General features: G+C 62.3%; 12 protein-coding genes. 8 read left to right on the forward strand and 4 right to left on the reverse strand.

The genetic code is table 11. The features are described from left to right. Positions 1-126: 126 nt before the first annotated feature. Both ASB58_RS04405 and ASB58_RS04410 read right to left on the reverse strand, forming a co-directional pair. A complete protein-coding gene (locus tag ASB58_RS04405) occupies positions 127-1,980 on the reverse strand; it encodes an ABC transporter ATP-binding protein (RefSeq protein ID WP_118129477.1) in 1,854 nt (617 codons plus the stop codon). 158 nt (positions 1,981-2,138) lie between these two features. Further along, positions 2,139-2,801 (reverse strand): SGNH/GDSL hydrolase family protein, encoded by a 663-nt coding sequence (locus ASB58_RS04410; protein ID WP_165771224.1) that lies wholly within the window; start codon positions 2,799-2,801, stop codon positions 2,139-2,141. Between the two features lie 498 nt (positions 2,802-3,299). Between ASB58_RS04410 and nirB the strand changes: the two genes are divergently transcribed. From nirB to ASB58_RS04430, 4 genes are read left to right on the forward strand one after another with little or no spacing between them, the layout of a single operon-like run. Continuing rightward, positions 3,300-5,861, forward strand: a complete 2,562-nt coding sequence (gene nirB / locus ASB58_RS04415) for a nitrite reductase large subunit NirB (RefSeq protein WP_118129479.1) — start codon at positions 3,300-3,302, stop codon at positions 5,859-5,861. Next, on the forward strand, positions 5,858-6,220 hold the full coding sequence (nirD, locus tag ASB58_RS04420; protein ID WP_118129480.1) for a nitrite reductase small subunit NirD: 363 nt from the start codon (positions 5,858-5,860) through the stop codon (positions 6,218-6,220). Before nirB ends, nirD begins: the two co-directional genes overlap by 4 nt. 43 nt (positions 6,221-6,263) lie before the next feature. Further along, positions 6,264-7,073, forward strand: a complete 810-nt coding sequence (locus tag ASB58_RS04425) for a formate/nitrite transporter family protein (RefSeq protein WP_096003728.1) — start codon at positions 6,264-6,266, stop codon at positions 7,071-7,073. A gap of 13 nt (positions 7,074-7,086) precedes the next feature. After that, positions 7,087-8,799, forward strand: coding sequence for a bifunctional protein-serine/threonine kinase/phosphatase (locus tag ASB58_RS04430; RefSeq protein WP_118129481.1), 1,713 nt, complete (start codon positions 7,087-7,089; stop codon positions 8,797-8,799). On the opposite strand, the gene ASB58_RS04435 is transcribed toward ASB58_RS04430, so the two are convergent. Beyond that, positions 8,755-9,981, reverse strand: coding sequence for an MFS transporter (locus tag ASB58_RS04435; protein ID WP_118129482.1), 1,227 nt, complete (start codon positions 9,979-9,981; stop codon positions 8,755-8,757). The two genes, ASB58_RS04430 and ASB58_RS04435, sit on opposite strands and share 45 nt — an antisense overlap. Beyond that, positions 9,978-10,421, reverse strand: a complete 444-nt coding sequence (locus tag ASB58_RS04440; protein ID WP_118129483.1) for a RidA family protein — start codon at positions 10,419-10,421, stop codon at positions 9,978-9,980. Before ASB58_RS04440 ends, ASB58_RS04435 begins: the two co-directional genes overlap by 4 nt. Before the next feature lie 192 nt (positions 10,422-10,613). On the opposite strand from ASB58_RS04440, the gene ASB58_RS04445 reads away from it, so the two are divergent. The 4 genes from ASB58_RS04445 (at position 10,614) to ASB58_RS04460 (ending at position 16,193) form a co-directional block, all read left to right on the forward strand. Then, on the forward strand, positions 10,614-12,035 hold the full coding sequence (locus ASB58_RS04445) for an aminotransferase-like domain-containing protein (protein ID WP_118129484.1): 1,422 nt from the start codon (positions 10,614-10,616) through the stop codon (positions 12,033-12,035). A 251-nt stretch (positions 12,036-12,286) separates the two neighbouring features. Beyond that, on the forward strand, positions 12,287-14,647 hold the full coding sequence (locus tag ASB58_RS04450) for a DUF6351 family protein (protein ID WP_118129485.1): 2,361 nt from the start codon (positions 12,287-12,289) through the stop codon (positions 14,645-14,647). A gap of 135 nt (positions 14,648-14,782) precedes the next feature. Further along, on the forward strand, positions 14,783-15,373 hold the full coding sequence (locus ASB58_RS04455) for a LysE family translocator (protein ID WP_096004581.1): 591 nt from the start codon (positions 14,783-14,785) through the stop codon (positions 15,371-15,373). 16 nt (positions 15,374-15,389) lie between these two features. Next, positions 15,390-16,193 carry a helix-turn-helix domain-containing protein gene (locus ASB58_RS04460; protein WP_118129486.1) on the forward strand — a complete coding sequence of 268 codons (804 nt, stop codon included), beginning with the start codon at positions 15,390-15,392 and terminating at the stop codon, positions 16,191-16,193. The last annotated feature ends 54 nt before the right edge of the window (positions 16,194-16,247 follow it).

Below are 16,247 nucleotides of genomic sequence, written 5' to 3' on the forward strand. Positions count from 1 at the left end.
GGGGGGCCGGGCAAGCGGCCCCCTTTGGCTCGCCGGCGAAGGCGAAAAGCGAATCGGGAAGCTCCACCGACAAACAGCTGAAAACGGGGGCGAGAATATCCACTTGCGACGAATGCCCCCGCCACCTCACGCCGGCTGCCCAGCCTCTTCCAGCTCCTCACCAATAAAGCCACCGGACTGACGCGCCCAGAGGCGAGCATAGACGCCGTTTTGCTCGATCAGCTCGGCGTGGGAGCCTTGCTCGATGATATTGCCGTGCTCCAGTACCACCAGGCGGTCCATCTGCGCGATGGTGGACAGGCGGTGGGCGATGGCGATAACGGTTTTGCCGTCCATCAGCCGGTTCAGGTTCTCCTGAATCGCTGCTTCTACATCCGAGTCGAGCGCCGAGGTGGCTTCGTCGAGAATCAGAATGGGCGCGTCCTTGAGCATCACCCGCGCAATGGCAATCCGTTGGCGCTGGCCGCCGGACAGCTTCACGCCGCGCTCGCCCACGTGGGCATCAAAGCCGCGGCGGCCCTTGGCGTCTTCCAGCTCGGTAATGAACTGATCGGCCTCGGCGTTGCGCGCGGCCAGGTGCATCATCGGTTCATCGGCATCCGGGCGGCCGTAGAGGATGTTGTCACGTACCGAGCGGTGCAGCAGCGAGGTGTCCTGGGTGACCATGCCAATGTGCTCGCGCAGACTGTCCTGCTGCACATCGGCGATGTTCTGGCCGTCGATTACCACGCGACCGCCCTCGACGTCATAGAAACGCAGCAGCAGGTTGACCAGCGTGGATTTGCCGGCGCCTGAGCGGCCGACCAGACCGATCTTTTCACCTGGGCGAATGTGCAGGTTGAGCTGCTCCATCACACCGCTGCCCTTGCCGTAGTGGAAGCTGACATTCTCGAACCGAATGTCGCCCTGGCTCACGACTAGCGGCGCTGCGTTCGGGCGGTCAAGTACCAGTTGCGGACGGGAGATAGAGTTGACGCCGTCCTGCACCGTGCCGATGTTTTCGAACAGGGCGGACAGCTCCCACATGATCCACTGCGACATGCCCCACAGGCGCAGCACCAGCGCGACCGCCACGGCCACCGCACCGACGCTGATCGAATCCTGCACCCACAGCCACAGCGCGAGGCCGGCAACGCCAAGCAACAGCAGGGCGTTGAGCACGTAGAGCAGGCTGTACAGGGTGGTGACCAGCCGCATCTGCTTGTATACGGTGACCATGAACTGGTCCATGCCCTCGCGCGCATAGGCCGATTCGCGGCGGGCGTGGGAGAACAGTTTGACCGTCTGGATGTTGGTATAGCTGTCGACGATACGGCCCGTCATGACCGAGCGAGCATCGGCCTGCACCTTGGCGACCTGGCCCAGCACCGGAATGAAATAGCGCATCAGCAGGATATAGCCGACCAGCCAGCCGAGCATCGGCAAGGTCAGGCGCCAGTCGGCAAAACCGACCAGGATCAGGGTGCCGATGAAATACACACAGATGTAGTTGAGTACGTCGATCAGCTTGATCACGCACTCGCGTACCGCCAACGCCGTCTGCATCAGCTTGGTGGCAATGCGTCCGGCAAACTCGTCCTGATAGAAGGCCATCGACTGCTTCAGCAGATAGCGGTGCACCAGCCAGCGGATGCGCATGGGGTAGTTGCCCATCAGTGTCTGATGGGTCATCAGGCTGTTGACGAAGATCAACGTGGGCAGGGCAACCAGCACCACAAAGGCCATGCCGGCCAGTTTCCATGCTTCTGTCTGCAGAAAGGTCTCGCGATTCTGCTCCGACAGCCAGTCGACAATGCTGCCGAGAAAGCCAAATAGCCAGACCTCGGCGATGGCGATCCCGGCCATCAGCAGCGAGGCCATGATGATGTAGGGCCATGCGCCCTTGGTGAAGTGCAGGCAGAAGGGCAGCAGCTTGCGTGGCGGCTCGCTCAGCTCTTCAATGGGAAACGGATCAAGACGGTTTTCAAACCAGCGGAACATGCGGCGGCCTGCGGAATAACGAGGGGGGAAGGCCGTGCATTATGAGCGCCAAGGCGGCGGGGCTCAAGCGGACACGGCAAGCCGTGTCCCTGAGTTTGAGAGGAGAGCCCGGCACACCAGGGACATGTCGTGTCCGGTGACCCGGCCCTTCCGAAACATCAATCCAGCGCTTGCAGGATCTTGTCAGCCAGTACACGGGAGCCGGCGGCGGTCGGGTGGATACCGTCGCTGATGATGTACTGAGCCTCCTTGCCGGCAAAGGCGGCACGCACATCAACAAACTTCACACCCATGCCCGGATAGGCCGCGGCCTTGTAGTTCATGCTGTAGTTGTTGATGTCGTGCAGATCGATGGCGCTGCCAACGGCGTTGTAGTAGCCGAGGAAGATGATCTCTTCGATGCCGTCGTTGCGCATCTTCTGCACCAGCGCGGCGATGCGGTTTTCCAGGTCGTTGAGCAGTGGCATGCAGGCGCTCAGCGACGGACGGCAGCTGTTGAGCTGAATGTCGTTGCCGCCGCCGTTGAAGATCACCGTGCGGATGCCGCTCTTGTCGGCGCGGGCGTACTGGTTTTCGACCGAGTACAGACGTGAACAGAGAATGTTGCCGCCGGTCAGCTGGCAGCCCGAGCGGGCGTAGGTGTCGATGTTTTCATCCAGGTCCGCTTCCAGGTTTTCGTGGATATCGCCGGACAGGGCGAAGATCGAGTCGCCGAGGATCATGGTGTCGGGGGAGCTGATCGGGTTGGTTGCCAGCGCTGGCAGGCTGAACACTGCGCTGAGGGTCAGGGCGGCGAGGCCGCGTTTGAACAACGTGTGCATGGATATTCCTTCTTTTTGTTGTGCAGGCCGGTCCCCGATAAGGCTGAATCTGGTATTGAAACAAAAGGAGACATTTTTGCGTTGTGCATCGCGCATCTTAGGCACAGAGGCGGGTTAAACAAGCACCCAAACGGGCGAGCACGGCGGGGAACTGCGTGCACCATTGCGGACGCGGCGCGGGCTTGATGCACTGCGCTGGTTCGCGGGCGGGCGTTCCGCTGGGCTGCTTTCGAATCAGTTTGTTTTTATTAAGTCATTATTTATCAATGTCTTATATGCGTTTATGGGGTTTTATTAAAAGCTGGCACGGCTGTTGCTGAACAGATTCGCAGGGCCGCTAGCGAGTCAGGCCCCTTGCTCAGGCAGCCGGCGCACAGCGCCCCAGCCGAGCAGCACAATTCGAGAATCCAAGGCAAAGGCGCCTGCAACTGGAGACAGTTGCAGGCGCCTTTTTTGTTGTCTGCCGAAAAAAAGCAGACCCGTGATAGAGGACTGGCCATGAATGCGTTCGTCGCCCCGATCAAGAAAGAAACGCTGATCATTATCGGCAATGGCATGGTGGGTCACCATTGCATCGAGCAGCTCGTTGAGCAGGGTGCACTTGCCCATTATCAGGTGCACGTGTTTGGCGAAGAGCGCCAGCGGGCTTACGACCGTGTCCACCTGTCGGAGTACTTCGGTGGGCGTGATGCCGAGTCGCTGGCGCTCTGCGCTGCGGACTATTACGGCGAGCACGGCGTGCAGGCGCATTTGCATGAAGCGGTGCTCGAGATCGACCGCGCGCAGCAAGAGGTGGTGACCGCCAACGGCCGCTTCGCCTACGACAAGCTGATTCTGGCCACCGGCTCTTACCCCTTTGTACCGCCGATTCCGGGCGCCGAGGGTAACTCGCGGCTGGTCTACCGTACCCTGGATGACCTGGATGCGATTCGTGCTGCGGCGGCTGGTGCGCGCCGGGGCGTGGTGGTCGGTGGCGGCCTGCTCGGGCTGGAAGCAGCCAACGCGTTAAAGTCGCTGGGGCTGGAAGCGCATGTGGTCGAGTTCGCGCCACGGCTGATGCCGGTGCAGTTGGATGAAGACGGCGGCGCGGCGCTCAAGGCGCGGATCGAAGCGCTCGGTGTTGGCGTACACCTGTCCCGCGCGACCAGCGAGATCGTTGCCGGTGAGGATTACGCCTATCGCATGAACTTCGCCGACGGCGAATCACTGGAAACCGACCTGATCGTCTTTTCCGCTGGCATCCGCCCGCAGGACACCCTGGCGCGCTCTGCCGGGCTGGCCGTTGCCGAGCGCGGCGGGGTGGTGATCGACGACGGCTTCTGTACCAATGACCCGGCCATTTTCGCCATCGGCGAATGTGCGTCCTGGCAAGGCCGGGTATTCGGTCTGGTTGCGCCGGGGTACAGCATGGCGCGCAATCTGGCGGCCAGTCTGGTGGGGCGTCCGCACGAGGCGTTTTCCGGCGCGGACATGTCGACCAAGCTGAAACTGCTGGGCGTCGACGTCGGCTCCATCGGCGACGCCCACGGCGCTACCGAAGGGTCGCGCAGTTACCGCTATATCGACGATGTGACCAACAGCTATCGCCGTCTGGTGGTGTCGGCCGATGGCAAGCGGGTGATCGGTGCGGTGCTGGTTGGCGACAACAGCTACTACGACACTCTGCTGCAGTACGCCCTGAACGGCATCAAGCTGCCGGCCGATCCGGCCAGCCTGATTCTGCCGGTCGGTGAGGGCGCGCCGACGCTGGGCGCCGATGCGCTGCCGGATACGGCGACCATCTGCTCCTGCCATAACGTCAGCAAGGGGGCGATCTGCTGTCAGGTCGATGCCGGCTGTACCGATCTGGGCGAACTCAAGGCCAGCACCAAGGCGGCGACCGGTTGTGGCGGTTGTGCGGCGCTGCTCAAGCAGGTGTTTGAGCACGAACTGTCGGCCCGCGGCGTCGAGGTCGACAAGAGCCTGTGTGAGCACTTCGCGCACACCCGTCAGGAGCTCTACGGCATCGTTCGCGTCGAGGGCATCGAGAGTTTCGAAGAGCTGCTGGCCAAGCACGGTCGTGGTCATCACGGCTGCGACATCTGCAAGCCGGCAGTGGGGTCGATTCTCGCGTCCTGCTGGAACCAGCCGATCACCGATCCGGGGCTGATTCCGTTGCAGGACACCAACGACACCTTTATGGCCAACATGCAGAAGAATGGCACCTACTCGATTGTGCCGCGCATCGCCGGGGGTGAGATCACGCCGGACAAGCTGATCGTGCTGGGGCAGGTTGCCAAGAAATACGACCTCTACACCAAGATCACCGGCGGTCAGCGTATCGACCTGTTTGGTGCCGAACTGCACGAGCTGCCCGATATCTGGGGTGAGCTGATCGAGGCGGGTTTCGAGACCGGCCACGCCTACGGCAAGTCGCTGCGTACCGTGAAATCCTGCGTCGGCAGCACCTGGTGCCGCTACGGCGTGCAGGACAGCGTCGGCATGGCGCTGACCCTGGAGGATCGCTACAAGGGCCTGCGCTCACCGCACAAGATCAAGTTCGCCGTGTCCGGCTGCACCCGCGAATGCGCCGAGGCGCAGAGCAAGGATGTCGGTGTGATCGCTACCGAGAAGGGCTGGAACCTCTACGTGGCCGGCAACGGCGGCATGCGTCCGCGCCACGCCGAACTGTTCGCCACCGACCTTGATGACGCGACGCTGATCAAGTACATCGACCGCTTCCTGATGTTCTACGTGCGCACCGCCGATCGCCTGCAACGTACCTCGGTCTGGCGCGAGAGCCTGGAAGGCGGGCTGGAATACCTGCAGGACGTGATCATCAACGACAGTCTGGGCCTGGGCGCCGAGCTGGAAAGCCAGATGCAGCTGGTGGTTGACCGCTACGAGTGTGAGTGGGCAAACGCCATCAGTGATCCGGAGAAACTCAAGCGCTTCCGTACCTTCGTCAACGACGAGCGTAATGATCCGGATATTCACTTCGTCAGGGAGCGCGGCCAGCGTCGCCCGGTCAAGGCTTCCGAACTGCACCTGATTCCCGTTGCCGAGGAGGCCGCGCAATGACCCGTTCCAGCACATCTTCGCAAACCGCTCTGCAGTGGCGCCCGCTGTGCGCCCGTGACGACCTGGTTACCAACTCAGGCGTGGTGGCCTGGCTCGATGGTGAGCAGGTAGCGCTGTTCCACCTGCCGAGCGAGAACCAGCTGTTTGCCATAGCCAACCGTGACCCCAAGTCCGGCGCCAACGTGATCGGCCGCGGCATCGTCGGTCAGCTCAAGGGTGAACTGGTGATTGCTTCGCCGCTGTACAAGCAGCACTTCCGTCTGACCGACGGCCAGTGCATCGAATACCCCGACCAGCGACTGCAAGTGTGGCCTGTCCGCCTGCAGGGCGATCAGGTCGAGATCGGATTGGCGGTCTGAAGCCGCCAGCCACACCGCGTTTCACTATCTGGAGAGTTGAATCATGTCTTACCTGATTCCTACCGAGTTTGTGACCAAGATGGTCGACTCCGGTGAGTCGAAAATCTTTATGTCGACCCGCGACACTCTGATCCGCGCCTACATGGCCGGGGCGATTCTGGCGCTGGCGGCGGTATTCGCCATCACCATCACAGTGCAGACTGGCTCGCCGCTGGTCGGTGCGGCCTTCTTTCCGGTCGGCTTTATCATGCTGTATCTGATGGGGTTTGACCTGCTTACCGGGGTCTTTGTGCTCTGTCCGCTGGCGCTGCTGGACCGTCGCCCGGGAGTGACCGTACAAGGCGTGCTGCGGAACTGGGGGCTGGTGTTTGTCGGCAACTTTGCCGGGGCCCTGACAGTGGCGGTGATGATGGCCTTTGTCTTCACATACGGGTTTTCTGCAGCGGCAGGTGAGGTGGGCGAGAAGATCTCCCACATCGGTGAGAGCCGCACCCTGGGCTACGCCGAGTACGGTCTGGCCGGCTGGCTGACGATCTTTCTGCGCGGCATGCTGTGCAACTGGATGGTCTCGATGGGCGTGGTTGGCGCAATGATCTCCACCACGGTGGGCGGCAAGGCCATCGCCATGTGGATGCCCATCATGCTGTTCTTTTATATGGGCTTTGAGCACTCGGTGGTGAACATGTTTCTGTTCCCCTTCGGCATGATCATGGGCGGTGACTTCTCCGTCATGGATTACATGATCTGGAACGAAATCCCGACTGCGCTGGGTAACCTGGTTGGCGGTCTGGCGTTTACCGGTCTGACCCTCTACACCACTCATGTCCGCACTGCACCCAGTCGCGCGCTCTGAGAGCGCGTTGGCTATGGCGATCTTGCAGCTGTCGCTGGGGCAGTGCTCCAGCGCCGGCCGCAAGGCGTTGAACCAGGATCACTGCACGGCGCAGATTCCTGACGGGCCGCAACTGACAGCCAAGGGCGCGGTGCTGGCGCTGGCCGATGGCATCAGCTCCAGCGTGGTCAGTCAGGAGGCCGCGCAGGCGGCGGTGAACGGCTTTGTGCAGGATTACTACTGCACGGCCGATCCCTGGTCGGTCAAACAGGCGGGGGAGCGGGTGATCAGCGCGCTCAACTCCTGGCTTTACGCCCAAAGCAGACGCAGTCAGTATCGCTACGACCGTGATCGTGGTTACGTCTGTACCTTCAGCGCGCTGGTGGTCAAATCCACCACGGCGCACCTCTTTCACGTTGGCGACGCGCGGGTCTATCGCGTTCACCGACGCAGGCTTGAGCAGCTCACTGTCGATCACCGGGCCTGGCTCGGTGAGCAGAGCCAGCTGACTCGGGCTCTCGGCGTTAATGAGCGGCTGGATATCGACTATCAGTCGCTGGCGCTGGAGGTGGGAGAGGTGTTCCTGCTGGCAACCGACGGGGTTTACGAGTTCATTGACCCGGCACGCGTCGGTGAGTTGATCGACGCCCATGACGGCGACCTGCAACGCGCTGCCGATGCGCTGGTGGCCGAAGCGCTGGCCAATGGCAGTGACGACAACCTGACCGCGCAGTTGCTGCGTATCGACAGTCTGCCTAATGGGCAGGCGGCGGAACTGCACCGCCAGTTTGCCGATCTGCCGCTGCCACCGGTGCTGGAACCGGGCAAGGTGATCGATGGCCTGCGGGTGATTCGCCAGCTGCACGCCAGCGCGCGCAGTCATGTGTATCTGGTGGAGGATCAGACGAGCGGCGCGCAGCTGGTGCTTAAGGCACCGTCGGTTGAGCAACAGCACGACCGGGTGCAGTTGGAGCGTCTACTAACCGAAGAGTGGGTCGCCCGCCGCATTGATAACCCTCACGTGATGAAGGCCGCGTCGGCAGGGCGGCCGCGCAGCTATCTCTATTGCCTGTGTGAGTACATCGAAGGCCAGACCCTGGCCCAATGGATGCGCGACAACCCGCAACCCTCGCTGGAGCGGGTGCGCGATATCGTCGAACAGATTGCCCGCGGCCTGCGGGCCTTCCACCGGCTGGAAATGCTGCATCAGGATCTGCGCCCGGCCAACATCATGCTCGATGCCGATGGTTGCGTGCGGCTGATTGACTTTGGTGCTGTGCAGGTGGCTGGTCTGCTGGAGGCCGGTGTGCAGCAGCCGAGCGCGCGTCTTGGTACCGCTCAGTACAGCGCGCCGGAGTACTTTGTCGGTGAGCAGGGCACCGCGCGCTCGGATCAGTTTGCGTTGGCTGCGATCACCTATCAGATGCTCAGTGGCGAGCTGCCCTATGGCGCTGAGCTGGCCCGAGCCCAGAGCCGCGCAGCCCAGCACCGGCTGCGTTATCGCTCGGTGCTGGACCCGCAGCGCAGCCTGCCGGCCTGGCTGGACCCAGTATTGCGCCGCGCGCTCAATCTGGACCCGTACAAGCGGTTTGAGGACTTGTCAGAATTCGTCTTCGAACTGCGTCAGCCAAGCGCCGCGATGCTCGCACAGGGTCGTGCGCCCTTGCTGCAGCGCAACCCGGTGCTGTTCTGGCAGCTCACCTCATTGGGGTTGGGGGTGGCACTGCTGGTCAGCCTGTTGCGCTGAATCGGCTCGCTTGAGCTGATGATCCCACGCCAGCACCGCGAGCGCGGCCAGTCCAAACCCGACGCCGACGGCACAGGTGCCGGTCCAGCCAGCATGACTCCAGGCACTGACGCCCAGTGCCGAGCCACTGGAGGCACCAGTGAAGTAGCACGTCATATAGACGGCATTGACCCGCGCGCGGGCCTGCGGCGCCAGTTGGTAAATCACGCTCTGGTTGCTGATATGCACGGCGGGGAGGGCGACATCCAGTACCAGCAGCGCGAGCAGGAAGCTCAACAGCTGCTCGCTGCCCAGATACAGCCCGGCCCAGCCGAGCAGTAACAGGCCGATAGCGGTCAGCGAGACGGCTTGGCCCAGGCCGCGATCAGACAGTCGTCCGGCCAGACTGGCGGTGATCACCCCGGCGACGCCGATCAGTCCGATCAGGCCGATCTGGCTGTCACTCAACCCGAACGGTGGTGCCGACAGCAGCAATGCCATGGTCGAGAACAGCGCGCTGACCGAGCCAAACACCAGACCACCCAGCAATGAACGTGAGCGCAGGCGAGGGTGTTCGGCGGCCAGTTTCAGCAGCGAGCGCAGTGTTGCCGCATAGCTCTTGGGAGCCGGGTTCCGCGCCTGCGGCAGCGCGCGCAGCAAGATGGCGGCCAGCAGCACCATCAGCACGGCGCTGACCTGGTACACCGTCTCCCAGCCGCCGAGCTCCGAGAGCAAGCCGGCCGCCGTGCGGGCCAGCAGAATTCCGGCCAGCAGGCCGCTCATCACCAGCCCGACGGCGCGTCCGCTGCGTAGTGGGTCAGACAGGTTGGCGGCCATCGGCACCAGTGTTTGCGCGGCAACCGAGAACACGCCGGTGATCAATGTACCGACAATCAACAGCGAAAAACTGCCGCCCCAGCCGCTGATCGCCAGCCCGGCTGCGGCCAACAGCATCAGGCCGACCGCCAGGCCGCGTTGCTCCAGCTTGTCGCCCAGCGGGACCAGAAACAGCAGGCCGAATGCGTAAGCCACTTGCGAGAGGGTAACGGTGGAGGCGGCCAGCCCTTCGCTGATATTCAGGGCACTGGCCATTGAGGACAGCAATGGCTGATTGAAATAGTTGGCCCCGGCGCATAGGCCGGTCGCGGTGGCCATTATGAGCAGCGTCGCGGTGGACAGATAGCTGTCGTGGTTCTCGCTCATGCCCTGTGCTCCTCGCTGGCGGGCAGGCAGGCAACCGCGTCGATCTCGATCAGCATGCCATCCAGTGCCAGACGCGGTACCGGGATCAGCGTGCAGGCTGGCGCCGGGTTGTCTCCGGCAGCTTTGGCCAGTGCGGCGCTGATCAGCGCCAGCCGGGCTTCGCTGTGATCAACCACCAGAACGGTCAGCTTGGCCACCTGGCTGAAGTGCGCGCCACCTGCGGCCAGGGCGTATTGCAGGTTGCTGAGGCAGTGCGTGAGTTGATCGGCAAAGTCGTCAGGCAGTCTGCCGCTGACGTCTTCCGCCCCCTGACCGGCGACGAACAGCCAGCGCACGTTGGTTGGTGTGAGCATGAGGTGGGAGTAGCCGTTGGGCGTTGGATCGTACAGGCCGGGTGGGTTGATTGCTTGCAGGGGCTGCGTGGGGCGCTGATCGGGCATGGCATCGAGTCCTTGGGTTGCGGTTGGGTGTGAGACCTGCGCACTCTAAAACCTGAGGTTAACTTGAGGTCAAGCGGGGGCGGTGTGAAATATGCACCAAGTTGGCGCGTCAGCAAGAGCCGACTACACTCGCTGGATACCTACAAGAACAGTGATGCCCGCAGCGCGGTGTGGTGCGGGGCAAGGAACGCCATGGCTCAAGACCTTTTTCTGTATGAAACCCTGTGCGAACAGCTGGCGGTGCGGATTCGCGGCGGCGGCTTTGCCCCGGGCGAGCGCCTGCCTTCGGTGCGGGCATTGAGCAAAGCCTTTGGGGTGAGCATCAACACCACGGTTCAGTCGCTGCGCAAGCTCGAACTGGACGGCTACATCGAGGTGCGCGAGCGCTCAGGAGCCTACGTACGCGAGCGTCTGCCAGCGAACGAGAGCACCGGTGTCGTCAGCCACTTTCCGTTGTTGCCGGTTGAGGTTTCGCTCAGCGAAGACATTTTGCGCTACATGGAGCCGCATACGTCCGAGCAGACGCTGCATCTGGGGATCGCCTTGCCCGATGCCAGCCTGATGCCCGTCGACCGCCTGATGCGGTTGTGGCGCGACAGCAGTCGGCGGCAGGCCCGTGTGCTCTGGGACTACAGCCACCCAAACGGTCTGCCCAGGCTGACGCGCCAGTTGTCCCAGCGCAGTATCGGTTACCCCTCAGCGATTCAGGAGCAGGACATTCTGGTCACCAATGGCTGCATGGAGGCCATGGAGCTGGCGCTGCGCGCGGTCAGTCGGCCGGGCGATGTGGTGGCTGTCGAGTCGCCAACCTACTATGGCACCCTGCTGGCGCTGGGGGTGTTGAACCGCCGGGTGCTGGAAATATCCACCCATCATCGTGACGGCATTTGTCTGTATACCCTGGAGCAGGCGTTTCGGCGTGGGCAGGTCAAGGCCTGCATTGTGTCGTGCAATGCGCAGAATCCGCTGGGCTTTGTCATGTCGCCCGAACGCAAGCAGCGCCTGGTCGAGCTGGCGGTCCGCTATCAGGTGCCGCTGATCGAGAACGACATCTGGGGCGATACGGCCTATGCGGGAGAGGCGTTGCCGGCCAAGGCCTTTGATCAGCAGGGCATGGTCATCTATTGCACGTCCTTTTCGAAAACACTCATGCCCGGGCTGCGTCTTGGGTGGGTGGCCGGTGGGCGGTTTCATGATCGTCTGCGCGAGCTGAAGCAGATCAGCAGTATCACCACTGCGGCCGCGCCGCAGTTGGTCATGGCGCGGTTTCTGGAAAGCGGTGCTTACGCCCAGCACCTGATTCAGTTGCGTGGCCAGCTGCAGCAACAGGCGCTGGATGCGCTGGCGCTAGTGCGGCAGTCATTTCCGTCCGGTACCTGGGTGCAGCCGCCTGAGGGTGGTTGTGTGCTGTGGCTCAGGTTGCCGGAGCGGCGTGATTCCCGGGATCTGTTTCAGCAGGCCCTGAACGATGGCATCCATATCTTTCCGGGCAGTGTGTTTTCCGTTGGGCCTCGGCATTTCGATTTCCTGCGCATCAATGTGGGTAGTCCGCTGACCCTGCAGGTACGGGAGAAGCTGTTACGTCTGGGTGAGTTGGCGACCGGGCTTGGGTAGAGGTGGGTATCTGTGCCAGTCAGATGCACCAATCTGTACCTGTTTTCGATCACGCGGGCCGCACTAGCATGGGGCGTTGCACTTAAGGAAGCACTGATTAATTCAACATGCCCTCTTGCGTTCAGGCTGGGCCGCATCCGGCTGCACATCGCGCCTTGCATCTGCACGCTTGAGCACTCGCAGAAAGCGTGTGGAATTGATCAGCGCTTCCGTGGAAGAACAAAAAGCCCACTGCCAAAGAGGGATGATTTATGGCACACCTGCGTAAGCTTGCACCCGTCTTTTCACTCAGCCTGCTGACCCTGGCCCTGTCCGGGTGCCTGAGCAGCGACTCCGATTCCGATGACCCGGTACGCCCCGACCTATCGCTGGGCGTGTTGTCCAGCGCGCTGGATCAGGTAACCGGTGATGACGTGCTGGTCACCATTGAGGGCGATCTGAATGTCATCGATGAGCAGCTCGACAACCTGGAACTGTGGCTCAACGATACCGAGATCGAGCCGACCCGGATGGTCGAGCGCAATGGCCGGATGGAGGTCCTGATCGAAGGGCTGACACTCGGCGAAAATCGCCTGGAGCTGCACCACAGCCGCTTCGGTGAGCTCTACAACATGACCCTGACCGCCTACCCGGAAACCGGTCCGATCTTCTCCGGTCCGCAGCAATATCCCTTTGTCTGTACCGTGGCGGCAGAGCTGGGTATCCAGCCGCTGGTGGACAATCAGGAAGGCGGCTTCCCGGTCTACGAGGGCGAAACCGTCGTTGGCTACAGCCGCGACTGCAGCATTGAGCCGCAGGTGCAGTTTCTCTACATGACCACCGAGGGTGAGTATGCCGAGCTGCCGGCTGATCGCAGCCGTCCGGCCAACATGGCCACCACGACCCTGACCGATGGCCGCGAAGTGGACTTTGTGGTGCGCCGGGAGGTAGGCACCCTCAACCGCTTTATCTACAGCTTTGCCACCCTGGCCGATCGCGCCGACGCCGATGATGCTGCCAGCACCGATCTGTGGAACGGTCGCCTGCTGTTTCACTTCCAGGGTGGTGTAGGTATTGGTCATAGCCAGGGCCGCCCGAGTGGCGATGCGCTGACGCCGGAGGTGCTGGGGTTGGGTTACGCCGTGATCTATTCCACGGGTACCCGGGCCAGCACGCACTACAACCTGCAGGTGGGTGGCGAAACCGCGCTGATGACCAAGGAGCACTTCGTCAAGCGCTTCGGCGTGCCCGAGTACACGGTTGCCATTGGTGGCTCGGGCGGGGCGATTCAGCAGTATGTCTACTCGCAGAACCATCCGGGGCTGATCGACGCGGGTGTGCCGCAGTATTCCTACCCGGATATGGTGACGCAGACCATTCACGTCGGCGATTGCGAGCTGCTTGAGTACTACATGGATGCCACCGATCGCAGCAACACGCGCTGGCAGACTACCGAGAACCGCAGCTTGCTGGTGGGTTTGCATGCCACCGACGCCTACGCGGATCCGCTGTATGACAACAAGCTGGCGCTCGGCTATGCCAGTGCCCCGGGCATGACCGAGTGCATCCCGGGCTGGCGCGGCCTGACGCCGCTGACCATGAATCCGAACTATGGTCAGGCGCCGTATCAGGACCAGATGCAGCCGCCGGAAATCATGGCTGATGTGCACTGGACGCACTTTGATGACCTGCGCAATGTCTATGGCGTGGACGAAGAGGGTGAGCCGCGCACGCTGTTTGACAACGTTGGCGTGCAATACGGTCTGCTGCCGCTGCGCCGGGGTGAGATTACCCCCGCCGAATTCCTGCGCCTGAATACGCTGGTGGGCGGCTGGAAGCAGCCCAGCGAAATGGTGCAGGAGGGCTCGCCGTTCCTGCCGCCGCACACGGCTGCCAACTTCGACCCATGGAGCAGCCGCAACATGAACCTCAGCGCCGACGGTATCGCGCCTGCGCCGCGTACCGAGGGTGACCCGCTGGCCATGAATGCGGCCTACGAGCAGGGCATCGTGTTTGACGGGCAGCTGAACATTCCGGTTATCGATTGGCGGCACTATCTGGAGGAGGTGCTGGACATGCACAACAGTCACCAGTCGTTCTCGTCGCGTCAGCGCATCCTCAACAAGATGGGCAACGCCGATAATCAGGTGATCTGGTTCACCGATGCCCGTCCCACCGATACCAGTGACCCGGAGGAGCCCGAGGCTCAACGTAACTTCGATCAGACCTGGATGGCGTTGGAGGTGCTGGATGAATGGTTGACCAACATCCGCGAAAACCCGGAGCAGAGTATCGGTGAGAACCGGCCGGCAACCGCGCTGGACAGCTGCTTTAATACCGACGGCAGCCTGATCGCCCAAGGTGACAGCGTCTGGGACGGTATCATCAACGAGCAGCCGGCGGGCACCTGTACCCAACAGTTCCCGACCTACACTACCTCGCGGATGGAAGCCGGGGCGCCGATTGAAGGCAGTATCTTCAAATGCGCACTGAAGCCGGTAGCGACGGCGCTGAGCGACGGCACCTATGGCACCTGGATACCGGATGCCGGTGAGGTTGAGCAGCTCAACGCGATCTTCCCGCAGGGGGTGTGCGACTACAGCCAGCCCGATCAGGGTCGGCCGGACAGTTGAGGTGATGTGGCGGTCGGGCCTTGGCCCGACCTGGCAAAAAGGGCGCCGCAAGGCGCCTTTTTTGTGCGCGCAATTTCCTTCAATACACAGCCGGCCATTTGCCGCAGCATGTCCTGACTAATGTAATGAGGGTGCATGATGCTGTCGCTGTGGTTGTCGATGTTGGCCTTTACCCTGGTGGGCTCGGTTGCGCCTGGGCCGGTTTGCGTGGTGACGGTCAGCAGCGCGGCGCGCGCCGGCATGCTGCGCGCCATGCCTTATGTGCTGGGTGCATCGCTTGGCTACGCGCTGATGGTGTTGCTGCTGGGGCTGGGGCTGCTCGGCAGCCTGGCGCAGAGCCCGGCAGTGCTGCAGGGGCTGGCCTGGGTCGGCGCGGTGTACCTGTTGTATCTGGCCTGGCGTATTGCGCGCGCCGAACCGGGGCTACCAAGAATGGCCGGGATTCGGGTGCCGGGCTTCTGGGCCGGCGCGCTGGCGCAGTGGTTAAACCCCAAGGCCTGGCTGTTTTCGTTATCGGGTTTGAGCATGTTTGTCAGCAACCAGGCGCAACCACTGGCGGTCTTCTGTATCCTGTCACTGGTGGTCTGCCTGTTCGGCGTTGGCTGCTGGGCGTTGCTGGGGCACCTGCTCGGTGGGCGTTTACCGGGTGCGCGGGCAATGCGAATATTCAATTTGGTGATGGCGCTGCTGCTGGTGCTCAGTGTGGTGCTGATTCTGTTGCCGTAACCGGTTTGAGGTGTGCATGTCGCAAGAGCAGTTTCTCCAGCGTAGCCCGGCGCTGCCGGTGATCGAGCTGCGGCAGGCTGATCGTTCGACAGCCTGTTATCAGGCGCACACCCACGACGAGTTTTCCTTTGGCGTGATCGATCAGGGTCATACTGCCTATCGCAACCGGCAGCGCCTGGAACGTATCGGTGTCGGTAGCATGGTGACGGTCAATCCGGGAGAGGTGCATGCCTGCAACCCGGCTGCCGGCCAGTGGTCTTACCGGATGCTGTTTGTTGATGCCAACTGGCTGGGCGCGCTGCAGCGTGACGCCTTTGGCGGTAGTGCCGACTATCAGTGTTTTCCAGACATTTGCAACCCGGCGGCCAGCGCCGAGTTTGATGCCCTGTTTGCCAGTTTGCGACGCAGCGATGGTGCGCTGGAAGCCGAAGGGCGGCTGGTCGAGATGCTGCAGCCGTTGTTTGCCCAGCAGCAGGAAGGGCCGCAAACCCTGCACCAGCGCGGTTTGCTGCGTGCTCGGGAATTGATCATGGATCGGCTCGGCAGCAACCTGCAGCTTGATGAGCTGGCCGAGGCGGCGGAGCTCAATCGTTACCAGCTGATTCGTGGTTTTAAGCGCCTCTATGGCCAGGCACCGCACGCCTATCAGCTGGATGCTCGGATCAAGCTGGCGCGTTCGCGCCTGCGAGCCGAGGCGGTCAGCCTCAATCACCTGGCGCTCGATCTGGGGTTTGCCGATCAGGCGCATTTTCAGCGTCACTTCAAATTGCGCACGGCACTGACACCGGGACAGTACCGGGCGTTTCATCAGACGGGTTGAGTCGTCGAGAGTAAAAACAAGACAGGCGCCGTAAAGGGCGCCTGTCTTGTTTGC

This window comes from Pseudomonas abyssi (assembly GCF_003444685.1).
GTDB classification, from domain to species: domain Bacteria; phylum Pseudomonadota; class Gammaproteobacteria; order Pseudomonadales; family Pseudomonadaceae; genus Halopseudomonas; species Halopseudomonas abyssi.